The organism is Methylovulum sp. (genome assembly GCF_028687615.1).
In the GTDB taxonomy this organism is placed as follows: Bacteria; Pseudomonadota; Gammaproteobacteria; order Methylococcales; family Methylomonadaceae; genus Methylovulum.
In genome coordinates, this window is record NZ_JAQTZU010000008.1 from 1 (window position 1) to 24,726 (window position 24,726).

Below are 24,726 nucleotides of genomic sequence, written 5' to 3' on the forward strand. Positions count from 1 at the left end.
ATGGTGTTCTTGAGTGGGGGAATGGACGATGCGGTAAACTGCTGCACATTGTAGCGTGTTGTCAACGGCGATGCTTCCAGGTCTTGCATGGCAACGTTGCTACGATACTGCGTGGCTCCAACCCAACACAACACAACACAACACGAAAATAAATCCCACAAAACATGAATTACCTTTATCCCGATGCCGTTTTAATGTTGTTTTGCAAAGCCCCTGTCCCAGGCCAGGTAAAAACCCGCCTAATGGCAACGTCAACCGCCCGGCAAGCCGCCGATGTGCATTGTGAACTCAGCATCCACACTTTAGAGCTAGTCACCAAACATCCATTTTGTCCAGTGCAATTGTGGTGTACGCCATCAACAGGGCATCCGTTTTTTCACGCGGCGGCGACCAATTATAAAGTCACGCTTAAACAGCAACAGGGAGGGGATTTAGGGGAGAGGATGTACCAGGCTTTTGGTGAGGCATTGCAAGATTATGCCCACGCCCTGATTATCGGTTGTGGTTGCCCGTCATTGACTGGCGAAGATTTGGAACAGGCGTTGACCGCCCTGAGTGGTGGCTATGGCAGCGTGTTGGCTCCTACCGAAGACGGGGGTATAGTCTACTCGGCCTCAAGCAAGCGCATTCTGGCTTGTTCCAAAACATAAACTGGAGCACATCGCAAGTGTTGCCACAAACCCGTGGGGTGATCGCAAATTTGCAACTTGGACATTATGAATTGCCTCTGCAATGGGACGTGGACACGCCAGACGATCAGGCAAGGTATCGGCACCAAAAAACGCTAGGGTAGATAAATTAATCGTTTCATAAGTGCTTGCACAAAAGATGTGCAAATTTTCACTCAAATCATTTCGGCAAGCACTTATGAAACGATTAATAACTTATTGAATAGGCGTATGTGTGTCCAATATGTTCTTGCATAGTACACTCGATACGACTGTGCGAGAACATATTGCACAATTACTATTAGGTGCAGAGTCGCAGGTGAAGCGGCTCTGCAAGTTTGGGAGAAGGCTATTAGAATTTGAAATTGCCAAAAAAGATGGTGAAAAACATGATAGTCACCACCACCAGTCCAAATATCCAATAAAACCTTAACTCATCAAACGGTTTTTTTAGTTGTTTCATTATCGAGTACCTCCCGACGTCATCAGATCCTGGGAGCCATCCGACCGGGTGAGGCTAAAATCCACTAGCCATCCTTTTCCTCAGGCTTTGATTCCCTGTGCATTTCAGTCAACTCATCCGGTGTTAGTGCCGCCTGCTCTTCAATAACTGTTTCAGTCACACCATCAAGCAAGAGTGTTGTTAATGCCGTCAATTTTTCAGCATCAACATGACCTGTTTTATAGTGCTTTTTCAATAGTTTAACGAAAGGGTGCAGCACGGGGTTAATCTTTATCGTCGGTTGCGGAGGTTTCTTCTGCTCCGGCGGCAAAGCCTTGCGTCCACGTTTGTCTTTTTTCTTAGTCATATCCATTCACAATTATTAAAAAGTAACCCTAGTATATCAAGCATGGGTCGATATGCAACAAATAAAAGTAACCTTTTAAAAAATATCTGATGGACATGGAAGCAGTGATTTGCACGAAGGGTGGATACTTGTCAAATGGATTGTAGTGTAGCGGCTACTACCAAATCGGAAAAACTGTTGAAACCCGTCTTAGTTTTTTTGAATTAACTATTGTAGGTAGGGAATGTTTTTGTTTTACACTATCAGTCCTACTCCCATCTTACTTTGAAAACGTACAACTTTGAAATAACTGGACACCTTGTAAGTCAAGGGTTGCAGTCATACAAAAGCATACGATTTTTCACTCAGATGGGAGTAATTACATGAATTCATGATGCCCCATAATTCTTCTTTAAGGTAAGTAAAAAATGAAAGCAAATAACATCTTGGAAACCATCGGCAATACCCCGCATGTGCGTATCAATAAATTGTTTGATAACAAACATGAAGTCTGGATCAAACTGGAAAAGACCAATCCCGGTTCCAGCATCAAAGACCGTATTGCCTTGTCGATGATAGAAGACGCGGAACAAAAAGGCCTACTGGACAAAGACAGTGTCATCATTGAGCCAACCTCCGGCAATACCGGAATAGGCTTGGCATTGGTTGCCGCCGTAAAAGGCTACAAAATTATTTTGGTCATGCCTGAAAGCATGAGCATTGAACGCAGGCGTTTAATGTCATTGTATGGTGCCGAATTTGTCTTGACCCCGCGTGAAAAAGGCATGAAAGGCGCGATTGAAAAAGCCGCCGAACTGGTTGCACAAACCCCCAATGCCTGGATGCCGCAACAATTTGATAACCCGGCAAACACCCAAGTCCATAGGCAAACCTCGGCAGTGGAGATATTGAATGATTTTCCCGATGGTTTGGATTATTTAATCACCGGTGTCGGCACAGGCGGTCATATCACCGGCGTTGCCGAAGTGTTAAAGCAGCATTTCCATAACTTGAAAGTATTTGCCGTGGAACCGGATTTGTCGCCAGTATTAAGTGGCGGCGCCCCAGGCCCACATCCATTGCAAGGCATAGGCGCGGGATTTATCCCTTCCATCTTGAATAAAGAAATATTGGATGGCGTAATACAAGTAAGCAAAGACGATGCCTTTGCCTATGCCCAAAGGATTGCTAAAGAAGAAGGTATTTTAGTCGGTATATCAACAGGCGCGGCCCTTGCCGCCGTGGCAAAAAAACTGGCGGAGCTTCAGGAAGGCGCGAAAGTGCTGACTTATAACTACGATACTGGTGAAAGATATTTATCTATCGAAGGTTTGTTTTAAGCCGCACAACAATGGCTGGGTTCTTGCGGAATCAGGAGGGATGTGGCTTTAATATTCCGGGTTCCGCAAGCCTAGTGCTTGGGAATGGGCATGGAACAGGTTAGTCAATGTAATTTTTCGGATACTACGACTGCCCATCCTTCAAGGACGCGCAGTCAACGTGTACCCTATAGCGTACCCAAAATGGATGTTAAAATATAATAAATATATTATTCAGTAGCTTATTATAACAAGCCATGTTCGGCGAACGAATAAGGCAGGCCGTCGCCGATGATGAAATGGTCAAGCACCCGTATATCAAACAAGGCCAGGGCTTGTTTGAGCTTGTCGGTGATGTGCCGGTCGGCTTGGCTGGGTTCGGCGATGCCGGAGGGATGGTTGTGTGCGAAAATGATGGCGGCGGCGTTGTGGTGCAAGGCGCGTTTGGCGACTTCCCTAGGATAAACGCTGGCCCCGTCTATTGTGCCACGGAACAGCTCTTCCAGTTGGATGACACGGTTTTGGTTGTCGAGGAACAGGCAGGCGAACACCTCGAAATCATATCCGCGCAACTGTGCACTTAAATACGCACGGGTGATGTCCGGGCTGGTCAGGGCGTTGCCGCGTTGCAGGATTTCCTTGAAATGCCGTTTCGCCATTTCCAACACGGCTTGCAATTGCGCGTATTTGGCTGATCCTAAACCGTGGGCTTGGCAAAAACGGCTTTGGTCGGCGTCCAGCAAGGCTTTTAAGGAACCGAAATCCGCCAATAATTCCCTAGCCAAATCAACCGCCGATTTGCCCGGTGTGCCGGTACGCAAAAAAATCGCCAGCAATTCCGCATCGGTCAACGCACCCGCCCCACGCTGCAATAGCTTTTCGCGCGGGCGGTCGGCTTCTTCCCAGTCTTTGATCGCCATGATTTTTACCTGTGCCGAATAAAAACCTAAGCATAGAGGAATTTGGGTGATTTGCTATGGGGCTAACGTGGAAAAATCTTCAATGCCGACTTGCACAAAACGTGCGGGCTGTTTTTGGCAACTGGCAATGGCGTTGTAATCGTCTTCTATCTTTTGCACAACCACCACATCAAAATATTGTTCGCCACAAAATGCACATTCAAGACACGGGACCTTTTCAACGATTAATAACTGCTGATGCTTCTGATAAATATAGCGGGTGGTTTTGCTATCAAGCTGTTGATTCCCACAAAATACACAATTATCGCCCATCATCAATTACCACGTCCGAATGGGGTTGTAAATTTGGGTGGAGTGGGGATGTAAACGGTGATTATGAGCAATATCCCACCCATACTACCGCATACGATATGGATCGGAACGTTATTGTCGGTAAAGCCTACGACCAGACACCCTTCACCTCGCCCTGAATCAGGATATTGTTCAATGATGCGCCCGTTAAGCAAGGTTTGGGTTATTTCCAGCAAACTGAAATCATCATTTTGCCGTTCTTGGTCAGCATGTCGTGAATAACGAAAGATACCGCTGCTGACCATTTCCTTTATCCATTCAATCGCCATCATGGATTTGAATTACCGGATTGTCAGTCCCTGATTGGCACCGGAGCCAGCACCACCCTGGAACCGTTGGTTTCGGCAGGACTGACAACGCCCGCCGCTTCCATATTTTCTATCAAGGTGGCGGCACGGTTATAACCCACTTTAAAACGCCGTTGCACACTGGAGATGGATGCCTTGCGTGTTTCCGTGACAAACTGCACGGCTTCGTCATACAAAGCGTCGTTTTCGCCGCTGCTGTCGCCATTGCTGCTGAAACCGCCGCTAAAGCCTTCGTTGCTGTCGCTGATTTCTTTGGTGATGTCGTCCAGATAATTGGCAGGGGCGGTTTGTTTTAAGAATTCCACGACGCGGTGCACTTCATGGTCATCGACAAAAGCACCGTGCGCCCGGATCGGTATGCTGGTGCCGGACGGCAAAAACAGCATGTCGCCGTTGCCCAGCAGGGTTTCGGCACCGCCTTGGTCGAGGATGGTGCGCGAATCTATGCGCGAAGAAACCTGGAATGAAATACGGGTGGGCACGTTGGCTTTGATCAAGCCGGTCAAGACATCGACGGACGGGCGTTGCGTGGCGAGGATCAAATGGATGCCGGCGGCGCGGGCTTTTTGGGCCAGGCGGGCGATGAGTTCTTCGACTTTTTTGCCGACGATCATCATCATGTCCGCCAACTCGTCGATAATGATGACGATGCTGGGCAAGGCGGTCAAGACCGGGTATTGCTCGTCAAAATCATCGGCAAAGGATTGCCCTGGTTGGAACATCGGGTCTTTAACCAACTCGCCGCGCTCCGCCGCATCTTCAATCAGTTGGTTGAAACCCGCCAGATTCCTCACCCCGACTTTCGACATCAATTTGTAACGCCGCTCCATTTCGCCAACCGCCCAACGCAGGGCATTGCTGGCTTCCTTCATGTCGGTGACGACCGGGGTCAGCAAATGCGGAATATCGGCGTAAACCGACAGCTCCAGCATTTTCGGGTCGATCATGATCAGGCGCACCTGTTCCGGTGTGGCTTTGTACAACAGGCTCAGAATCATCGTGTTGATGGCCACCGATTTGCCCGAACCGGTGGTGCCCGCCACCAGCGCGTGCGGCATTTTGCCCAAATCGGCGACCAGCGGCGTACCGGCAATATCCTTGCCCATTGCCAAAGTCAGCAAGGATTTGGCATGGACAAAATTGTCCGCCATCAATAAATCACGCAAATTGACCATTTCCCGTTGACGGTTGGGAATCTCCAAACCCACCACGGATTTGCCAGGGATAATTTCGACGATACGGACGCTGGTGACCAGCAAAGCCCGCGCCAAGTCTTTGGATAAGGTGCTGATGCGGCTGACTTTGACACCGGCGGCGGGTTGCAGCTCAAAACGGGTGATGACGGGGCCAGGATGGAAGCCGACCACGGCGACGGTGACGTTAAAATCGGCGAGGATTTCTTCCACACGCCGCGACATGGCTTCCAGGTCGCTTTGCGAGTAACTGACGACCTGCGATTCCCGCTGATCCAACAAATCCAGCGGCGGTAAGATGCCGTCGCCCATCGAATAAATCGGAACAGACGGTTTTTGCGCGAATCTGCTGATTTTCTCCGGTTTTTGCACGGCTTTGCCAACAAAATTTTCCAAGCTGTCGGCAGCTTCAATAACGGCAAGTTCCGTTGGTTTTTCTGTTTGGGACTTGACTGGTTTGGCGGGCTTTGCAGGTTTGTCCGCTAGCGGCAGGAAAATCGCCTGCGTTGGCAAACTAACTGGCAATTTGGCAGGTGTAAAGTTTAGTTTTGTGAAACCATTAAAAGCGGTTTTCACCAGCAAAAAAGTTTGCTTGCCGACCCAATCAACCAAGGCCAGCCAAGACACTTCAGTGGCAAGGGTAATGCCCGCCAGCAACAGGACGATCAAAAACAAGGTCGCGCCCGAATTGCCCAGCAACCTGTCGGCAAGCTCGCCGATTTCTTCGCCGAGTATGCCGCCGGTATCACGCGGCAAATCAACATGGACGCGTAGCACGTAAAGATGCAGCAAGGCGGTGCCTGACGTGAGGCTGGCAACCAATCCTAAGGTCTTGATGACGGCTTTTTCGCGGGTGATTTTTTGGGGTTTAAAGAAGGTATAGCTGTGCCAGCCAATCAGCACGGGAAAAAAATAGGCGGTCAGGCCGAAAAAACTCAGGCTAATATCCGCCAGCCAGGCACCGATCACGCCACAGGCGTTGCTGACGGTGGATTTGGTTCCGCTGTGCGTCCAGCCCGCATCTTCAAGGCTAAAAGTCACCAGGGAAATTAAAAAAAACAAAGCGCAGGCAAAAAAACTCAAGACCGCCACTTCGCGTAAGCCACGAAACGTTTTTTCTTCCATTACAGCAGACATAAGTATGATTTTATGAGGCGAAACCAGCTAAGTTGTGATTATAGATGAATCGTGGTTTTTTTTGCATTAATAAACTGGTGTTACGCGGCTTGGAACAAAGGACGTATCATTTTCGACATAAATACAAAACAACTTGATTTATGAACGGATTGTTTGATTGGGAATGTACAGGTTGCACAACAGCGATAGGATTAGCAGCCTTGCCGGATAGAGTTTTAACGGATTCGGTTTTTGGAGCGCGGTCATCTTGACCGCAACTGGCGGGCAGGATGCCTTTATATCCCAGAGAGATACGCCCTCCCACTAAAAACCGAAAACCTGACCGCTCAGGGTATATCAAGCCCCTTCACAACATCCGCCACCAATTCCGGCCCGCAGTAAATCAAGCCGCTATAAACCTGTACCAAACTCGCGCCAGCGGCGATTTTTTCCTGGGCATCTTCGGCATTTAATATCCCGCCAGCGGCGATGATGGGGACTTTGCCGCCCAATTCCGCCGCCAAGCCGCGCACGACGTAAGTCGATTTCTCTTTGACAGGCGCACCGCTTAAGCCCCCGGTTTCCTTGGCGAGCGGGTGGTTGGCGATGGCATCCCGTGCGATGGTGGTGTTGGTGGCGATGACGCCGTCGATGGCGTATTCGAGTAATAATCTGCCGATATGGCTTATTTCTTCGTCAGTTAAATCGGGGGCGATTTTGACGACCAGCGGCACATAGCGGCTATGTGCTTTTTGGAGTTTGAGTTGTTCTGCTTTCAATTGCGCGATGAGATTTTTAATCTCGTCGCCTTGTTGCAATTGGCGCAGGTTTTGGGTGTTGGGCGAGGAAATGTTGATGGTGATGTAGCTGGCGAGCGGATAGGCTTTGCGTAGGCCGATCAGGTAATCGTCGGCGGCGTTGGCGATGGGCGTGTCAAAGTTTTTGCCGATGTTGATGCCTAAGACACCTTGGTATGGTGAGTTTTTAACTTGTTCCAGCAGATGGTCTATACCTAAGTTGTTAAAACCCATGCGGTTGATGATGGCCTTGTGTTCGGGTAGGCGGAACAGGCGCGGTTTAGGGTTGCCAGGCTGTGGTCTTGGGGTGACGGTGCCGATTTCGATGAAGCCGAAACCCATTGCGGCGAGCGCGGCTATGTAATCGCCGTTTTTGTCCAACCCGGCGGCAAGTCCGACGGGGTTTTTAAAGGTCAAGCCCATGACGGTGACGGGCTTGTCTGGCAGGGTTGGATGGGTTAAGCGGCTTAAGCCAGTTTGGTGGGCGGTTTTGAGCAGTTTTAAGGTGGCTTCATGGGCGGTTTCGGGATCTAGCGAGAATAATAGCGGGCGGAGTAAGGGGTATAGGTTCATGATGGTTTTCTTAGATGTGTGGGGCGTTGATTTTAGTATGCTAGAAAATATAGGCAGGAATAAGTCATTCCGCGCCTAGCACTCATCGTTATACTCTGAACGGCCAAGTTTTCGGTTTTTGGAGCGCGGTCATCTTGACCGCAACTGGCGGGCAGGATGCCCGCGCTCCTTCCCGCTAAAAACCGAAAACGTGACCGTTTGAAGTATATACACAGGTCTATTCAAGGCTTGGATGTAGGGGCGGACGGTTGTCCGCCCTTTGTTATGGGCTGTACCTAAATCGGAAGCTATCAGGCAAGCCGCCTTTCGCCCCTACGGAAAAATCACCATCCAACCCGTCTCAATGTGCCGCCGCCAATTGGTAAGGCTCAGGCGCAACGCACGGTGTCCGCTTCAACACCAAATCCACCAGTAATTGCGCTGATGCCGGCCCCATGACCAAGCCGTTGCGGAAATGTCCGGCATTGATGCTTAGGTTGTTGATGTCTGGATGTCGGGCAATATAAGGTATGCCTTGAGTCGTTCCGGGCCGTAAACCTGCCCAGTGTTTAATGAGGGGATGGTTATGAAGTTCAGGAAATAAATGTAAGGCGAATTTCGAGAGCTTGTTTTTGGCGGCGGTTGTGGTGGTTTTGTTAAAGTCATCATGCTCTACTGTGCTGCCCACGAGAATTTTGCCATCGCGGCGTGGAATCAGGTAATGGTCGCCGTCCAGCACCATAAATGGCAAGGTGTCAGGCTGGGTGTCGAATAACAGCATTTGGCCTTTGACAGGGTGGATGTCGGGCAGATTTTTTGTGAGTCCGGTAAACAGCCGCTGGCATAACTCGCCGCTCCACGCACCACTGGTGATGACCAATTGGTTGACCGGCAACTGCCCGCGTGTCGTCCCAATAGAATCGATGCGCTGGTCGCGGCAATGTATCGCCGTCAGTTCACACTGTTCATAAATGGTGATGCCTTTGTTAAGCATATCTTGTTGCAGTGATTTCAACAGGCGAGGATTTCGCACTTGCGCTATATCCGGCAGCCAGAGGGGATGTTCGGCTGTGGTGTTGAGAAAGTTAAAAAAAGGCTTATCTGGCAAGCTTGAGGTGATGTGATGTGCGGTACACCAATCAATTGCTGCCTGATAATCTGGATTTTTAGTGATCAACATGCCGCAGGGTGTCCATTCTGGATCAAGCCCGGTGTCCGCGAGGAGTGCCGCCATCAATTCGGGATAGATTTTTAGGCTATGCAAAACTAATGCACTAATCGCTTCGGCCTGCCGCCACGGATAAATAGGCAGCAAAATACCGCCGCCCGCCCAAGAGGATTCCTGGCCGATCTGGTTTTTTTCGATTAAGGTGACGTTTGCTCCGGCGTTATGGAATTCTCGAGCGGTCAATAGGCCGATAATGCCGCCGCCGATTAGCGTGATGTCTGGGATTGTGGTCATGGATTGATATTGGGTGGCGCATATATTAATTGTTTCATAAGTGTTTGCATTGGGTATAGAATTTCCTGCCTTAAACTTTTTAGGCAAGCACTTATAAAACACACATAACGGATTGAATGGTTATTACAATCCCATAAGTTCTTGCTTTAGTATGGTTAGGACGTAGCGCAAGAACTGATGGGGTTGCAATATTTATCCGGCAGATGAATCTATTGGAGTTGCTGTGTCCGCTTTTAGTTAGGGACGATTATAAGCCAAACGGGTATTGTCCGAAAAAGTATTGATTGCCTGCCAATCTTCGATTGAGTTTTTGTTGTATTCCGCAGACAAAATATCGCTTTGGTCTGATTATTCATGTTAATTATTGATAAATAATGAATATATTGTTGACTAAAAGTTACATTAAAGCTTGTGGGGAAATAGTTTTACTGCTAATATGTGCCCTGTGACAGACATTTTGTTGTATTAAAACAAAAAATAACTAAAACAACCTTGCGAGGTAAATTCGATGATGAACAAAACTAAATTAGTCCTGGCTATCACCACAGCTACTTTAACAATGGCTGGTCTGTTAGTCGCTCCGCAAGCAGAAGCACATTCAAAAACTAAAAAACACAGCCACCATACTTCTACAAAAAGCTACAGCAGCACAAGTTCTGCTGAGCGTTTGGCTTCTGCTGCCAATAACCGTGTTGAAGCATTGGAACAACAACTGCAAGCCATGCAATATGAATTGCAAGCCTTACGGTCACAATCCAACCGCTCTGTTGATCCTGATAGTGCAAAGGTTCAAGAACTGGAACAATGGATGAATTCTGTTAAAGCTGCTCCAGTTTCTCCAAAACACGATAATGATATTTTCTTCCGTGGCGGTTTTGCCAGAAATGATGAATTGAGGAATGGTGTTTCCATTCAAAGTACAGCGGTACCAGGAATAGCAGGTAGCACTCAAGACCAATCTGATCAAGACGCTTGGTATATCGGTGCCGGCTTTGATTTCGGTTTGACTGACAACGTTTGGGGATTGATGGGCAACACTGAGGTGCTGGCTGAATTGATGTTTGAATATAAAAACTTTGGAAGTGCCAAAGGCAACTGTTTGGCACAAGATCCTACTTGTTTGGCAGCACTTGTTGGAGGAGCGGGCGGAGCACCAAGAGAGGTTACTGTCAACCAATTTACACTGACTGCTGCGCCTAAAATCAAATTTATGAAAGGCAGCAACATTAGACCTTGGCTGATTCCAGCCGGTTTAGGCATCCATGTCATCAGCCCACCATCAGAATCAATCACTGTATTGAATCCAGGTGTTATGTTTGCAGGTGGTCTTGACTACAGACTATGGAAAGACATTTTCGTTGGTGTAGACGCACGTTACCATTTGACTGGTGGTGATGCAGATGGCGTAAACACTAATGGCTTTACCGCTGGTGGTTACTTAGGTATCGGTTTCTAAGCTAAACACTTAAAACCAATCCCAAAAAGGAGGGCGTAAAACCCCTCCTTTTTTTGTGCCTGTCTTTTTCATAGGTGCTATACTTGGCACCAAATTTAGCCCAAAGTCCATAACGATGAAAATTTCCACCGACATCAAGCCCGTCAGTTATTTAAAATTACATTCCGCCGATTTATTGAAGCAAGTCAACGAAACTCACCGCCCCGTCATCATTACCCAAAACGGTGAGCCACGGGCGGTATTGCAAGATGCCGAAACTTACGAAAACACCCGCACCGCGTTAGGTTTGCTAAAGTTGCTGGCACATGCCGAGTCTGAAGTGCAAAGTGGCAATGTCACAGAACAAAATCAAGTCTTTGAAGCCGTAGAAGCATTGTTGGCGCAGTAATGCAGCAAGTCCCCGTTTACTGGAGCAAAGCCGCCGAAGCCGATTTGCTTGCCATTATCCGTCATATACGCAATACCCGACCACAAACCGCAACGCAAGTCTTTGCCACTATCAAAAACAAAGCAGCCGATTTGGAGATTTTCCCTGAACGTGGGCGTATTATTCCAGAACTATTAGCTCAAGGTTTGGCGCAATACCGGGAATTGATCATATCTCCTTGGCGTATTATTTACCGCGTCGCCGATGATGCCGTTTATGTATTGGCGGTGATAGATTCACGCCGCAATATCGAAGATATTTTATTGGATCGTTTAATTCGAGCTTAAGCATGAAAACCCTCTATCCAGAACTCCAACCTTTCCAAACTTTTTTTCTGGAAACTAATTCAGTGCACCAGGTGTATGTCGAACAAAGCGGCAACCCGGACGGCATCCCGGTTATTTTTTTGCATGGCGGCCCGTGTTCCGGCACCAAGCCCGATCATCGGCGGTTTTTTAACCCCGAAAAATACCACATCATCCTGTTCGACCAACGTGCTTGCGGGCAGTCGTTGCCGTTTGGCGAATTGGTCGGCAACACTACGCAGGATTTGATTGACGACATGGAGCGCATACGCCAGCAATTGAATGTCGAAAAATGGCTGGTGTTTGGCGGTTCCTGGGGCGGGGCGTTGGCCTTGTTGTATGCCCAGCAGCACACTGCGCATGTGCGTGGCTTGATTATCCGTGCGGTGTTTTTGGCGCGGCAACAGGATTTGGACTGGTATGCAAAAGACGGTGCGAACCGTTTGTTCCCCGAACAATGGCAAAAGCTCATCAACAGCTTGCCTGATTCAGACACGGATAATTTGTTAGATAATCTGTGTTCGGTGTTTTGGGGGGATGATGTGGAAGTACAAATACGGGTCGCCAAAGAATGGCTGGCATGGGGGGCGTTGACCGCTTTGGGGCATAGCTATCAAGCTAAGGACATGGAAATTACCGAACACAGCTTCAAGCAAATCCGCATGGAATTGAATTTTGCCATCCATCATTATTTTATCGGCGAAAACCAGCTACTTGACAATTGCGGCTTACTGCAACACTTACCCGCCCGTATCATCCACGGTCGCCAAGATTTCCTTTGTCCGATGGAAGCCGGAATGAAACTGCATCAAGCCCTGCCACAAGCCGATTATGTCATCCTGCCCAATGCCGGACATATTGCCCAACATGAAGAAATGATTGATGCTTTGGTGACGGCCACCGATGATTTTGCTGAAAAGGGTGGCTTTGGTGTGCCGTTATGACGGCTAAAAAACGCTTGATTATCGGCATGACCGGCGCGACTGGCGCGATTTACGGGGTCAGGATGTTGCAGGTATTGCAGCAGCAAGAACAATGGGAAACCCATTTGATCATCTCTTCCGCCGGAGCCGTCAACCTCAAACATGAGTTGGACATGAAACGCGCCGGGTTGTACGAACTTGCCGATGTCACCCACGGCATCAACGACATTGCCGCCAGCATTTCCAGTGGCGGTTTTAAGACCGAAGGTATGGTTATCGCGCCTTGCTCAATGAAAACGCTGTCCGCCGTCGCCCACGGTTTTGGCGACAACCTGATCGCCCGCGCCGCCGATGTCGTGCTGAAAGAACGCCGCCGCCTGGTGGTGATGCCGCGCGAAACGCCACTAAACCTGATCCACATCCGCAACATGGCCAGTGTCACCGAAATGGGCGGCATCATGTTCCCGCCCATGCCCGCGTTTTACAGCAAGTCCGATTCGATGATGGCGATGGTCGATGAAACCGTCGGGCGGGTATTGGATATGTTTGGCGTCGATGTGACGGGTTTATATACGCCTTGGGAAGGGCTGTAGGTGTTTTCTTGATATTTATAACTGATGTTACGCAGGCAGACGAAGAATCAATGACTTACAAAGCAAAAAAATAACTGTAAGTTATTGATAGTTCGTAGTCGGTGCGTAATATCAGATAGTAATCCAACTAATGTTTGCGAGATTGGAATGATGGCTTGTCCATAGATGTTTGGATTTGTATTCACGGGCCAGAAATTTAGGAAGGCAATTCATCCGCCATTTTTATGGCAATCAATACCAATTCTTCCCCCAACCCCTCGGCGGATGTCCTTAGCATTGTGGAGGCAATTTTGAATGACATTGATTTAATCCATTGATAGTTATGGGTTTCACCAGGAAGTCTGCTTGCCCTGATTTGTTGGCTTGCCAGTGAAAAATAAGCGGCAAAGGCACTGGTGGTAAACACATGGGCGACTTGTAAACCAGATTGTTCGGCACATGTTTTTAAAGCGGCTTGGGAAAAAAGCTGAAGATGGCGGGGCGGTTCCAGTCCACGCCAGTCGATCCCATAGAGATGGCGGCCTAAACTGTTGATATTGGGAGTGACCAGCACAAGTTGCCCGCCCGGTTTCAGAAGTCCTTTGCAAATGCTCAGCAGCTCGACGGGAGACGAGGCATGTTCGATGACATGCAACATGGTGATGGCATCAAAACTTTCTGCCGCCAACCCTAGTGTTTCAATTGCGCCAAGGTGGATGTCGCAGCCACTAAAATGACGGGCATTTTCGGCGGCTACTGGATCGACTTCCTGCCCAACCGCTGTCCAGCCAGCTTTAGCAAGCAAACGCAGGGTTATCCCGCCTCCACAGCCAATATCAAGTACCCTTCCTGGTGGGAGGCTATCAAGGTACATGCGTTGGCGAGTTTTCCTGGAGCGTGACAGCCATAGTGCTTTGGTCTGGATCAATTGCACCATTTGGCGGAGGATGTTGGGTTGCTTATTAGATGCCCCTCCATGAGTGTAGTAAGAGGCGTAAGCCAAGCCAATATCCGCATCAATAGGCCTAGGGTCTAGCCAGGCCAAGCCGCAATGGGGTTCGACGCAATGCCTAAACTGCCATTGGCCTGGAACATGGTATAAAAGATCGGTGATGAGAGGGGCTAAGAAGCTGTTGGGACTGCCGCATATTGGGCAGCTTGGGACTGCTTGTGTACGCAATTTAATCGGAGGTAAATGCATTATGGATTCCAGAGTTTATAAAAATGGCTGTTGGTAAACTTACGGTTTGGCATATTCATCAACCAACTTATTGGAGGGTATTGTCCATTAACGCGGGCGAAACAAGCGGGCTTCCCGGATCAAGCCTTTAATGTCCCCATGTATCAAATATCCGAAAGCCAGCGAAACGCCACGTTTAAGATAGCTTCCTGGCTGGCTTAACACTTGCCTTCCAGCTTGCCACACTGATTGGATATCTTGTGCCCAACGCATCGCGGAAGAGGGTGGTTCGGCTAAGGCGGCATCCTTCGCCATGGCCCAGAGAGAAAGATTGCCGCGTGTTGCTAGCTTATTAAAAAGGGCCGAACGTTCGATGTATTCCCAATCTTCATCTTTGCCGTAAGCTTCAAGGTTTGGTTTGGTGATAGGGGGGGCGATGTCCAATATATTGATCCGCGCTGGCATTGGCACAAACCGGATGCCAGGAGTCGCCAAAGCCATGGCCCCCAGCAAAGCACCATCCACGTCATATCGGTTCAAGGGAGTTTGGCGGATGGTTTCGCGCAAGGCTAGTGTAGGAATGATCAGTGCTGATAGCGGGAAGTGTCCGGCTTGAAAAATTGCCAGCATAAGCGCAGTGCTGTCTTGCAGGCGAGGAAGGGGGGCGTTGCTGGGGTTGGTGCAATATGTGCCGATCACCAACGCATCGGGCTTGCCGGCAACGGTCCGGGCAACAAAAGATAAGACATTAGGCTTGCAATTGACCGTCTCGGTGACAAACCAGAAATAGTCGTGAGGAAGACAGCGGAAAGCCTCTTGGACAATGCCACCCATGCCGCTGCCAACGGGTACTGATAGCAAGCCCGACATTTTTGCTGGTGCGCTGTCTGCATTAATCCCAATTTTGCTAATATCAAGCAAGTTTGCCATTTCAGGCGGAATTTCCAATGCTAAGGGAGGCGTAGGGTCTGGACGACAGTCGATAATTGCCAATCGGCAGATTTGCCCCTGTTTTGCTTGTGAGAGAGCCAAATCTTGAAGGCTACGCAAACTAGGCCGCAACGGAGCATCAACGTCTAGTTGCCCCGTAACCGCTTGCAACCCCAGCATTGTCGGAATGAAAGGATCTGAAAACCGTTCCCGAAAATAGCGTTGGAACAAGCTTGCATTGATGTATTGCCCATAAACGCCCCGATTGCCACCGGACAGGTGCACGGCACGCAAACGTCCGTCCGCCAACACCATCAAGCCTTTACGCAGGCATTCAAAAGAAAAAACCACGTCATAGCCGTGAAAACCTCCCAGGTCAGGAAACTCGCAACCTGCTTCCATAAACAGGCGTCGATTTACCAACATCAAATTGCCGTCGATACTGGCGACGGGTTCTGACCCTTGTGATAATTGTGGTACAGACCAAGGATCTTTGACATATACGCAAACCCTGCCATCGACATTGACACCAGCGTTGCCTACTACGCCCCAGTTAGGAAAAGTTGCCTCAAGCTCATTGAGTAAAGACTGGACGCGGTAAGCGAAATCCCTGCCGACAATGACATCGTCGTGGGCAATAACTAAGAAGGGGGACGGGCAATCCTCAATCGCTTTCTGTATGAAGGCGTACATTGAATCGAACCCCGTCCAAAAATGGAATTCAACACCAGGAATTTCAACCGCACGGGCTTTCCATTGGTCGATGCGGGCCTGGTTGCGGCATAACGCGTAATATCTTATGGATTGTTCGCTCATAACATCGCTTTAATGGTTGAGTATGAAGGATTGTCATATTAATCCTGTGGTGGCGCATAGGATGCCGTCGAGGTAACGGGTACATTATCCGTTAGTGATGAGCCTGCCCAATTTTCATCATATCGGGTTAGATTTGGGTTTTCAAGCGCAGAGATTGCAAGCTAGGCCAATCAACCTTAAACAATTCCCTTAAATAGATCGTCGTTGATCAAGGGCGGCAAGAATGAATCAGGAAGCAAGTCGCTAAGGAACAAGCACAAAATAATTTCGGCAACATAATGACTGCCAGTCCTCAAAGGACTGGCAGTCATGGCATCCACCGAGAGTACAAATCAACTTGACGAAGTTGTTTTATGCACATTCCTAAACAAGGGGGGGGATTTGCTTGGTAAATATGTCAAAACCACTAATCCATAAAACTGGTTCGCCAATATCATCCGAGTTGTTTTAGGCATCAGTGCCAATGGGCGAAAGGTTGCCCACGTTCGCCCCGTCGGGCTAGGTGCGGTTTATTCGGTTTGCATAGTTTCCTAATGGTTTACATTAATCCGGTGCTTTTTACCGTTTTGGGGATGGATTCCGGCCTGGTCGGATGCCGGCCAGATGCCAATATCGTCAAAATTCTGGTTTTTTGCCGTTTTATTGTGCCATTGATAGTAAACAATGCCTACTTAGGATTTGGCTAAAAATAACTTCCCGGAACCATTCTTGAAACCCTAGACCTGACAGGTTTCAAAAACCTGTCAGGTCTTAATATCGGGAAGTTATTAATGGCCAAATCCTTACAGCTTGGCCTTCAGTTTTTTGTCCAGCGTCAACAGCTCAAGGCCGGGGGCTTGGGCTGTGGCGGAAATGATGGCATCGGGTAGTTTTGCGCGGTGTTGCCGCCGGAATTGAATGGTCAGCTCTTCAATGGCAGGGGTAAGGCTTAAGTGGGTCATCCTGTCCAGCAACGCCTTTACCGTGCGTTCTTCATGATCGGTTATTCTTCTTGCCGCAGCCAACGACACTTGCCCGTAAGTGCCGATATTCATCACGCGTTGCTTGCCCGCGAACCGATAACTGGACCGCCAGACGGGAATCGTATCAACCCGCCTAAACCGTAAATACAAGCCGTCACCATCGCTACGAGCATCAAAGCGTTCGCTGTTTTTAACCCAAGTGCGTATCTGAATATCTGAAAGGCTGCCCATATCTATGGCCTAGTGGTGTGTACCCAAAAAATTGACAGTTAAGGTTGATGGGTACACGTTTGGGTGCACGGTTATTGTGCGGATAAATGACACGGTGTGCAACGGTATGGAATGGATAATGTTTTACTTTCAATGTGTTAAGCGGGTTATGGCACGGCTTGAAACGGTGTGGTACATCACTCGATATTTTGTATCTGCTCGCGCATTTGCTCTATCAGCACTTTTAGCTCAATGGCACAAGCCGTCATTTCCTTGTCCGCTGATTTGGAGCCTAGGGTATTGGCTTCGCGGTTGAGTTCCTGCATCAAAAAATCCAAGCGTCTACCAACGGGTTCGGGCTGGTTTAGGACGCGCAGGACTTCGCTGATGTGTGTGTCCAGCCGATCCAATTCTTCGGTGATGTCGAGCTTTTGCGCCAGCATCACCAGTTCTTGTTCCAGGCGGTCAAAATCGGGTTGTGCGACCAGTTCGACAATGCGATCTTGCAAACGGCAGCGGATCAGGCGCAATACTTCCGGCATACGGATGCTGGCAGCCCCGACAAAGCCTTGCATTTTTGTGCAGCGTTCTTCGATCAGGATTTTTAGTTGCGAACCTTCGCGTTGCCGGACTTCCAGAAATTGCGTCAGCGTTTGTTTGAGGAGTTTTTTGATGCCTGCGCTCATGGCATCGCGGTCGATGTCGGGTTCTTGCTGGATGCCAGGGAAGGCCAGAATATTGAGCGCGGAATACGACAAGGCGGCGGGCATCAGTTGTTCGATTTGTTCGGTGGCCGCCAGCAATGAGGATACGGCTTGCAGGTTGACGCTAAAACCGGTGCTGTCGCTGGCTTTTTTGTAATTGATCGCGCATTCGACTTTGCCACGGCTGATGTTTTCGGCAATCAGGCCACGCAATTCGGCTTCGATATAGCGCAAGCGGTCGGGTATTTTTACGTTGATGTCGCAATAGCGGTGGTTCACCGAACGCAATTCGCAGTTGATGGTCAGGTTGCCTATTTCCGCTTCCTGGCTGGCATAAGCCGTCATACTTTTGATCATTTTTCACCTGTTGTTTGGGTTTTTGGGGCTAGGAGCCGCAAGTCATTTTTAGCTTGCCACTATACTATGATCGCTAGGGAATTAGCAGATAAGCCTGTTGGCTTTTAATCTACGGAATCAGATGCTCTGGCTAAATTTGAGATTCAGTGTGAAAATTGCCGGATTATTGGTTACCTAAAGTCCTTTTGATTGACGATGTCCCTTTTTTCCGAACCCGGCCATAGCACCAACTTGATTGGTGTGGCGACCGCCTGTATTGCGAGCCATGTCTTTAATGAAAACCCCAAGCCCTTACGAATTGCCGGCACCCGCGAATCTGCTTCGGGTTTGTTTGAACAATTGGCGAAGCAGCCGGATTACGGGGCTTGCGGGCGGATTTTCCAAGATTATATGTGCGTCGTGTTTGGTTTTGAAACCGAGCAACGGCTAGGGACTGACCGTTTAGGAAGGCGGCGTTACCGCAACAGCTATCTAAGGCTGATCCAGGACTGGGGCCTGGATTCCAACAACGCCCAAGGTGCGGTGTTCAAAGGCTGGGTTGAAAGCCGTTTTGGGCTGTATCCGACTTACCATAAGCGGCAGCTCGCCAGTTTTGTGGGCAAGGATTGGGTCGGCTATATCGAAGAAAAAATGAACAGCCGCTACCACAACAACTGTATTTACATGCAGTTGGATTTGCTTTACGAATATTGCCAGTGGGCCATCGAACGCTACCAATATCCCGCCGCCACCCATAAAACCCTTTATCGTGGCGTCAATACCTTGGAGGGTTGGCAAGCCCAGGATACAGGCAATCAGCAGGGTATCATCCGCTTCAACAGCATTGTTTCGTTCACCGACCGCCGCAGTATCGCCAGCGAGTTTGGCGCGTACATCCTCGAAGTGGACGTGCCGATGGTGAAACTGGTTTTTTTTAATGACTTGCTGCCGCACCATGCTTTGCACGGCGAAGCGGAATATTTGGTGATCGGCGGCGATTATCGCGTCAAAGTGCAACGCTGACAGGGGGCAATATGACCGGACAATTATGGGATCGTGCTTTCGGGGCGTATTTGGGCCTTGCCTGCGGTGATGCCTTGGGCGCGACGGTGGAGTTTATGTCGCCTAAGCAAATCCAAAGACGCCACGGCCTACATAGCGAGATCATCGGCGGCGGTTGGTTGGGTTTGGAAGCGGGGCAAGTCACCGATGACACACAAATGTCGCTTGCCCTGGGCCTGGCGATTATTGACCATCAGGGCTGGAATATCCGCGCGGTCGCCGATAATTTTGTCGTCTGGCTGGACAGCAAGCCGCCGGACGTGGGCAACACCTGTAGGCGCGGCATCAACCGCTATCGGGAAAGCGGTGAACTCCACGGACTCTCAAGTGCCGACGAGGCGGGCAACGGCGCCTGTATGCGTAACCTGCCCGTGGTGCTGGCAACGCTGAACCGCCCGGATTTATTTGTCGAATGGAGCCTGCAACAAAGCCATATCACCCATCACAACCCCTTATCCGATGCGGCGACTTTGGCGTTGGGGCGGATGGCCGGACAGTTGATCAACGGCTTGGATATGGCTGTCTGCCAACAGGAAGCCGACCGTTTGCTTAGCCAACACGGCGAATTCGCCTACCATCCCTATCCCGGCAAAGCTTCTGCTTATATTGTCCATACCGTGCAGACGGTCTTGCATTATTTTTTCAGCACCGGCAGTTTTGAAGCCTGCCTGGTCGCCACCGTCAACCAGGGCGGCGATGCCGACACCACAGGCGCGTTGGCGGGTATGTTGGCGGGGGCAAAATACGGTGCTGGGCAAATCCCCGTGCGTTGGTTGGCAAAATTGGACGGGCAGGTGGTGCGGCAAGTGCATGAACAAACGGAAAAGTTGCTTGGCTTGGCGGGATGTTTGTAATGCTTGGTTATGTCGGGTTACGTTATCTCGCTACGCTCAATAAGCTAACCCGACCTACGCAACTGTACCAAACACCCGCCCCTGCTGACTCAGGACGGGCTGGTCACGGCCTATGGCTGCCTTTGCAAGCCACAAGATTTCCCTATCCGGCTCAAATTGACAGGCGTTTGGGAAAAATATCGGGGCATCAGATTAAAATTAACGCCCATTTACATCAGAATTACCGCCAATTCCGGTATACTGTGCGGTTTTTATTTTGGCGGAACAAAATTATGAGACCCAGCGGACGCAATCCCGATCAACTGCGAGAAATAACATTCACCTGCGGCTACACTAAACATGCAGAAGGCTCTGTGTTAGTTGAATTTGGCGACACCCGCGTGTTATGCACCGCCAGCGTTGACCGTAGTGTGCCGCGTTTTTTAAAAGGCAAAGGCGAAGGCTGGATCACGGCGGAATATGGCATGTTGCCGCGTTCCACGCATAGCCGCATGGGGCGCGAGGCCAGCAATGGACGGCAAGGCGGACGGACGCTGGAAATCCAGCGTCTGATCGGGCGTTCGTTACGGGCGGCGGTGGATTTGAAGGCCCTAGGTGAGCATACGCTGACGATAGACTGCGATGTCCTGCAAGCCGACGGCGGAACCCGCACGGCGGCGATCACCGGCGGTTTTCTGGCCTTGTCGTTGGCAGTCAAAACCATGATGAAGCGCAAATTGATCAAGTCCAGCCCCTTGTACGGTCAAGTCGCGTCCGTTTCGGTCGGTATTTTTAACGGCATTCCGGTGCTGGATTTGGATTATGCCGAAGACAGCAACGCCGAAACCGATATGAATGTGGTCATGAACGATGCGGGCGCGTTCATCGAAGTGCAAGGCACGGCGGAAGGCCATGCGTTCAGGAAAGAAGAGCTGGATGCCATGCTGGCGTTGGCGGGCGGCGGTATCGCCCAATTGATGGAAAAACAACGCCAGGTGCTGGAGACCTATCGTTGATGTTGTCTTCGGGCCAGCAAATTGTTTTAGCCAGCGGCAATGCCGGAAAAATCCGCGAAATCCAGGCGATTCTGGTGCATCAGGTGGTTGTGCCGCAGGCGGCGTTTAATGTTGTTGAATGCGAAGAAACGGGTGCAACGTTTATTGAAAACGCCATTTTGAAAGCCCGTAATGCGGCGGCCTATTCTGGCCTGCCCGCGCTTGCCGATGATTCGGGGTTGCTTGTCGATGCCTTAAACGGTGCGCCCGGGGTCAAATCGGCACGCTATGCGGGCGATGGCGCCAGCGACCAGGACAATGTGAAGAAATTGCTGCAAGCCTTGGATGGCGTACCTGACGGACAGCGCAGTGCGCGTTTTGTCTGTGTCATCGCCTTGCTTGAACACGCCGATGACCCTTGCCCGGTGGTTGCCCAAGGGGTTTGGGAAGGGCGGATACTTCATCAACCTATGGGCAGCCAAGGCTTCGGTTATGACCCGGTTTTTTGGGTACCTGGGCATCATTGTTCATCCGCGTTATTGCCTGCCGCGCTTAAAAACGCGTTAAGCCATAGGGGGCAGGCGTTGCGGCAATTGTTGGCGTTGCTGGAGGCAAGGGCGGGTGTCGCGGCGGGATAAGTTGGTTGTCGATGGCGGTTTGTTCCGGGTTTTCTTTGTTTAATAAATGATAGTGTGTTGATTGCTAAGCTAAAATAGCTTTTACCTTAACCCAAGTCCGGTTCCGAAAAATGCAAGGTCAAATCCAGCAGTTTTGGGATTTGACCTTGGCATCTAAAATTTTTTATAAACAGTCATTTTATGAAAACAAGAACAAAATATAGCTTAATCGTCTTTGGCCTATTTATTTTGGAATTTTTGCCTATCCCATTTTCTTCCATTTATAGTTTGTATGCGATCAGAAAACGCCCTGATTGGCTGCCGAATGCCATGGACAGGCTGTATGCAGACCATCCGAAACATGGCTTGGAGGGTGATGAGGCTAATTTGCACGAGGCTAATTTTAAACGCGTCCAAACCCAATGCACTATCGTCTTGGCGATGATGTTCACGGTTGATTTGTTAGTCCCCGTCGTCATCCCCACCGCATTTTATGTGGTGCGGGTGCGGCCTAAATGGTTTAAAAACTTGGTGCTGAAGTTGTATTCCGACAAGCTTGCCAAAAAGCTAAAACCAACACTGGCTTCAGGGATGAAGCAGCCCAGCTTTGAATATCAATTGGAATTGGAGAAAAAATTGGCTGAACTTAACAGATCAAATCATGATGCCGCCAAGTTGTTGGTGCTGAGGGGCGATAAGCGGCTGTTGCAATGACGCGGCCGTCTGCTTAAGGATCAAAGCAAAAGTTACCGGGCATTTAAAAATACCCGACAGGAGTGCAAACCTAGGTTTGCACTCCATAAATTCAAAACAAAAATGTCACAATCGCTTGCAAACGCCCCTGTTCGATAACCGGAATTGCCAGCATGGTGCTTAAATTATCCAGTTCTGGATTGTACTCGGCATCATGATCCCCGGTGATGATGGGCATACCCGTTAGCCAGACACGTCCTAATGCACCTTCGCCTTTTTTGACGGTGATGGTTTCAAAAATTTGCGCCAGTTCGTTGTTTTTTTTGCTGTAACCTTGTTGGCAAACCAGATGTTGGCCTTGGGCGTCAGGCATCCAGATTTGGATGCGCTTCGCCAACGGCGTGGCTTTGGCGGATAAAAAAGTCATCATGTAAGTTTGCTGCTTGTGATGGGCCACCGGGATTCCTAGGCAGGTGGTGATGCCGGCTTTTTGTGCCTCCACACCGCGGACAAACGTTTCCGGTTGCCCTATGTCCTCGATTAGCACGGGCATACCCGAAGCCCAAACTTGCCCAGGAATACCCTCGCCTTTGGACATTGCAGTTTGCCTCGAAAGCTGTTCAAAATCTTGCAAGGTGCCGTAATAGCCGTCCATGACACTGAGTTTGTCCGCTTCATGGTGGTTGCTCCATACTTCAATTGCGCCGGCATGGTCTTCATCGTCACCGCACAGGAACATGACCACCGCCAGCAAAAAATCACCGGAAAAAATAGGGATGGCGATGCCGCAGGTCAAGCCCGCTTGTTTGGCGGCGGCGGTGCGCTTGAAATACGAATGTTCAAATTCCGTCAGCATGACCGGATGGCCTTGCGCCCACGCTTTGCCAGGCAGACCTTCATCGTAAGCAAAATGTTGTTGTTCGCTGGCGGCTTTAAATTCGGTCAATGCGCCGTATAAGCCGGAACCAAACTCCAGTTGGGTGCGTTGTTTGTCGGGAATCCAAATTTCGGTGGCTTTGATGAACGTTTTCATGGGATTTTATTCATGGGGTCTTCGGCACTTAAGGTTTATTTGAGCAACGCCGCCATCGCAATGACGTTTTTGGCCATTTCACCCAACGTGATGTTACGGTCCATCGCCAATTTTCTGAGCGTGTGGTAAGCCTCGTTTTCGGTAAAGTTTTGGGTTTGTATCAAAATGGCTTTGGCCCGGTCTATCAATTTACGCTCTTCCAATTGGGCGCGGGCGTCCTCCAAAGCGGTTTTTAATCCTTGATGCTGGCGGAAGCGGGCTAAAGCGGCGTAGATGACGCTGGGGAGGCGGTCGCAGTCGAAACCATTGGCGATGTACGCGCTGATTTCGGCATTGATGGCTTGGTTGATGGTGTCGATATGCCCGTCGGTGGCGAACATCAGCACAGGAAGCGGCTGCTGTTGGTTGAGGCTGAGCAGGTCGGAAAGCAGGTTTTCCGAAGGGCTTTGCACATTAAAAATCAGTAAATCAGGTTTTATGTCACTGATTATGTTTAAAAATACGGTGCCATAAGCAATTCTCATGCAGTTGAAGCCATGTTGGATAAGGCTATGCTCCAGCAAGGCGTTATCGTTACCGCTGTCCATCAATAACACATTTAACATAACTGAAGCGTATTTCTGTAAGCGTTGAGTGGACTTCGGGTTGTTGAAATAAAAGCGTTGGTGCACCAACGGTGAGGCATTCAGGATTTTTAGACTTGTTTACCTATTAGCTATAAGCAGATTATATGCCATAAAATGATTGTTGTTTATGGCCTTGTTTGTCAGGGCAATAGGCTCGGCTTATGTCTACATTTGGACAATAACAAGCTGGTTGCACTTATTTGGGGCTTTTGAATGTCACAGTGCACCGAATAGGGTGGGTATGTCGCTAAGGAACGGGCATGGAATAAGTTCGTGGATTGAGACCTGTCAGGTTTCTTGTGCCCCAGAGGGTATTAAGACCTGACAGGTCTAGCGGGTAATTGCCAAAACTATTCCATGCCCATTCCTAAGTTATAGACTTCTTAGTGTATTTATCTGTGAGGTATAAATACTGCTTGAATTTAAATGACAAGCACTTTAGCAACAAATTGGCAACAATGTTGTTAATGGGGAGATGATAATAAACCGTAGCAATAATAATGCAATCGGGTATCCTTATATTAATTGTTTCATCAGTGCTTGCATTGGGCATAGAATTTCCTGCCCAAACT

General features: G+C 49.4%; 25 protein-coding genes. 12 read left to right on the forward strand and 13 right to left on the reverse strand.

The window, feature by feature from the left end; translation table 11 throughout:
* The first annotated feature begins 164 nt into the window (after positions 1 to 164).
* On the forward strand, positions 165 to 650 hold the full coding sequence (locus PHH59_RS06210) for a TIGR04282 family arsenosugar biosynthesis glycosyltransferase (protein ID WP_300012829.1): 486 nt from the start codon (positions 165 to 167) through the stop codon (positions 648 to 650).
* Positions 651 to 1,195: 545 nt separating this feature from the next.
* Here the strand turns inward: PHH59_RS06210 and PHH59_RS06215 are convergent.
* Positions 1,196 to 1,477, reverse strand: a complete 282-nt coding sequence (locus tag PHH59_RS06215) for a hypothetical protein (protein ID WP_300012832.1) — start codon at positions 1,475 to 1,477, stop codon at positions 1,196 to 1,198.
* 407 nt (positions 1,478 to 1,884) lie between these two features.
* Here PHH59_RS06215 and cysK point away from each other — a divergent pair, with 407 nt between their 5' ends.
* Positions 1,885 to 2,796 carry a cysteine synthase A gene (gene cysK, locus PHH59_RS06220; RefSeq protein ID WP_300012835.1) on the forward strand — a complete coding sequence of 304 codons (912 nt, stop codon included), beginning with the start codon at positions 1,885 to 1,887 and terminating at the stop codon, positions 2,794 to 2,796.
* A 224-nt stretch (positions 2,797 to 3,020) separates the two neighbouring features.
* Here cysK and radC read toward each other — a convergent pair whose 3' ends face one another.
* From radC to thiO, 6 genes are all read right to left on the reverse strand, one after another.
* Entirely contained in the window at positions 3,021 to 3,695 is a 675-nt protein-coding gene (radC, locus tag PHH59_RS06225) for a DNA repair protein RadC (RefSeq protein WP_300012838.1), read from the reverse strand.
* Between the two features lie 54 nt (positions 3,696 to 3,749).
* The gene (locus PHH59_RS06230) at positions 3,750 to 4,007 is read right to left on the reverse strand and encodes a type II toxin-antitoxin system MqsA family antitoxin (protein WP_300012840.1); all 258 of its coding nucleotides are present in this window, start codon (positions 4,005 to 4,007) and stop codon (positions 3,750 to 3,752) included.
* 2 nt (positions 4,008 to 4,009) lie between these two features.
* The gene (locus PHH59_RS06235; RefSeq protein WP_300012843.1) at positions 4,010 to 4,318 is read right to left on the reverse strand and encodes a DUF4258 domain-containing protein; all 309 of its coding nucleotides are present in this window, start codon (positions 4,316 to 4,318) and stop codon (positions 4,010 to 4,012) included.
* Between the two features lie 20 nt (positions 4,319 to 4,338).
* Entirely contained in the window at positions 4,339 to 6,684 is a 2,346-nt protein-coding gene (locus PHH59_RS06240) for a DNA translocase FtsK (RefSeq protein WP_300012847.1), read from the reverse strand.
* 326 nt (positions 6,685 to 7,010) lie between these two features.
* The gene (locus PHH59_RS06245; RefSeq protein ID WP_300012850.1) at positions 7,011 to 8,033 is read right to left on the reverse strand and encodes a quinone-dependent dihydroorotate dehydrogenase; all 1,023 of its coding nucleotides are present in this window, start codon (positions 8,031 to 8,033) and stop codon (positions 7,011 to 7,013) included.
* A 340-nt stretch (positions 8,034 to 8,373) separates the two neighbouring features.
* The gene (thiO, locus tag PHH59_RS06250) at positions 8,374 to 9,474 is read right to left on the reverse strand and encodes a glycine oxidase ThiO (protein ID WP_300012853.1); all 1,101 of its coding nucleotides are present in this window, start codon (positions 9,472 to 9,474) and stop codon (positions 8,374 to 8,376) included.
* 508 nt (positions 9,475 to 9,982) lie between these two features.
* On the opposite strand from thiO, the gene PHH59_RS06255 reads away from it, so the two are divergent.
* The 5 genes from PHH59_RS06255 (at position 9,983) to PHH59_RS06275 (ending at position 13,178) form a co-directional block, all read left to right on the forward strand.
* The gene (locus PHH59_RS06255; protein WP_300012855.1) at positions 9,983 to 10,930 is read left to right on the forward strand and encodes a porin family protein; all 948 of its coding nucleotides are present in this window, start codon (positions 9,983 to 9,985) and stop codon (positions 10,928 to 10,930) included.
* 115 nt (positions 10,931 to 11,045) lie between these two features.
* Positions 11,046 to 11,318, forward strand: coding sequence for a type II toxin-antitoxin system Phd/YefM family antitoxin (locus tag PHH59_RS06260; RefSeq protein WP_300012858.1), 273 nt, complete (start codon positions 11,046 to 11,048; stop codon positions 11,316 to 11,318).
* Entirely contained in the window at positions 11,318 to 11,644 is a 327-nt protein-coding gene (locus PHH59_RS06265) for a type II toxin-antitoxin system RelE/ParE family toxin (protein WP_300012862.1), read from the forward strand. The genes PHH59_RS06260 and PHH59_RS06265 overlap by 1 nt, the downstream gene beginning before the upstream one ends.
* A gap of 2 nt (positions 11,645 to 11,646) precedes the next feature.
* Complete coding sequence (gene pip / locus PHH59_RS06270) at positions 11,647 to 12,606, forward strand: prolyl aminopeptidase (protein ID WP_300012865.1); 960 nt, start codon at positions 11,647 to 11,649, stop codon at positions 12,604 to 12,606.
* A complete protein-coding gene (locus tag PHH59_RS06275) occupies positions 12,603 to 13,178 on the forward strand; it encodes a UbiX family flavin prenyltransferase (RefSeq protein ID WP_300012868.1) in 576 nt (191 codons plus the stop codon). Before pip ends, PHH59_RS06275 begins: the two co-directional genes overlap by 4 nt.
* A gap of 196 nt (positions 13,179 to 13,374) precedes the next feature.
* Here the strand turns inward: PHH59_RS06275 and PHH59_RS06280 are convergent, their stop codons facing one another.
* The 4 genes from PHH59_RS06280 to PHH59_RS06295 all read right to left on the reverse strand — a co-directional run bounded on the left by PHH59_RS06280 (position 13,375) and on the right by PHH59_RS06295 (position 18,316).
* Positions 13,375 to 14,358 (reverse strand): class I SAM-dependent methyltransferase, encoded by a 984-nt coding sequence (locus PHH59_RS06280; RefSeq protein ID WP_300012872.1) that lies wholly within the window; start codon positions 14,356 to 14,358, stop codon positions 13,375 to 13,377.
* Between the two features lie 87 nt (positions 14,359 to 14,445).
* Entirely contained in the window at positions 14,446 to 16,083 is a 1,638-nt protein-coding gene (locus PHH59_RS06285) for a hypothetical protein (protein WP_300012875.1), read from the reverse strand.
* Between the two features lie 782 nt (positions 16,084 to 16,865).
* Positions 16,866 to 17,276: an integrase arm-type DNA-binding domain-containing protein gene (locus PHH59_RS06290; RefSeq protein WP_300012878.1), complete on the reverse strand. Its 411-nt coding sequence runs from the start codon at positions 17,274 to 17,276 to the stop codon at positions 16,866 to 16,868.
* A 176-nt stretch (positions 17,277 to 17,452) separates the two neighbouring features.
* The gene (locus PHH59_RS06295) at positions 17,453 to 18,316 is read right to left on the reverse strand and encodes a YicC/YloC family endoribonuclease (RefSeq protein WP_300012881.1); all 864 of its coding nucleotides are present in this window, start codon (positions 18,314 to 18,316) and stop codon (positions 17,453 to 17,455) included.
* Positions 18,317 to 18,511: 195 nt separating this feature from the next.
* On the opposite strand from PHH59_RS06295, the gene PHH59_RS06300 reads away from it, so the two are divergent.
* From PHH59_RS06300 to PHH59_RS06320, 5 genes are all read left to right on the forward strand, one after another.
* A complete protein-coding gene (locus PHH59_RS06300) occupies positions 18,512 to 19,318 on the forward strand; it encodes an NAD(+)--dinitrogen-reductase ADP-D-ribosyltransferase (RefSeq protein WP_300012884.1) in 807 nt (268 codons plus the stop codon).
* An 11-nt stretch (positions 19,319 to 19,329) separates the two neighbouring features.
* Positions 19,330 to 20,211: an ADP-ribosyl-[dinitrogen reductase] hydrolase gene (gene draG / locus PHH59_RS06305; protein ID WP_300012887.1), complete on the forward strand. Its 882-nt coding sequence runs from the start codon at positions 19,330 to 19,332 to the stop codon at positions 20,209 to 20,211.
* A 272-nt stretch (positions 20,212 to 20,483) separates the two neighbouring features.
* A complete protein-coding gene (gene rph, locus PHH59_RS06310; protein ID WP_300012890.1) occupies positions 20,484 to 21,206 on the forward strand; it encodes a ribonuclease PH in 723 nt (240 codons plus the stop codon).
* Positions 21,206 to 21,823 (forward strand): RdgB/HAM1 family non-canonical purine NTP pyrophosphatase, encoded by a 618-nt coding sequence (gene rdgB / locus PHH59_RS06315; protein WP_300012893.1) that lies wholly within the window; start codon positions 21,206 to 21,208, stop codon positions 21,821 to 21,823. Before rph ends, rdgB begins: the two co-directional genes overlap by 1 nt.
* A 180-nt stretch (positions 21,824 to 22,003) precedes the next feature.
* Positions 22,004 to 22,516: a hypothetical protein gene (locus tag PHH59_RS06320; RefSeq protein WP_300012896.1), complete on the forward strand. Its 513-nt coding sequence runs from the start codon at positions 22,004 to 22,006 to the stop codon at positions 22,514 to 22,516.
* Positions 22,517 to 22,607: 91 nt separating this feature from the next.
* On the opposite strand, the gene PHH59_RS06325 is transcribed toward PHH59_RS06320, so the two are convergent.
* Together PHH59_RS06325 and PHH59_RS06330 are read right to left on the reverse strand one after the other, a co-directional pair.
* Positions 22,608 to 23,528, reverse strand: a complete 921-nt coding sequence (locus PHH59_RS06325) for a GAF domain-containing protein (protein ID WP_300012898.1) — start codon at positions 23,526 to 23,528, stop codon at positions 22,608 to 22,610.
* 35 nt (positions 23,529 to 23,563) lie between these two features.
* Positions 23,564 to 24,133 (reverse strand): ANTAR domain-containing protein, encoded by a 570-nt coding sequence (locus tag PHH59_RS06330; RefSeq protein ID WP_300012901.1) that lies wholly within the window; start codon positions 24,131 to 24,133, stop codon positions 23,564 to 23,566.
* Between the last annotated feature and the right edge of the window lie 593 nt (positions 24,134 to 24,726).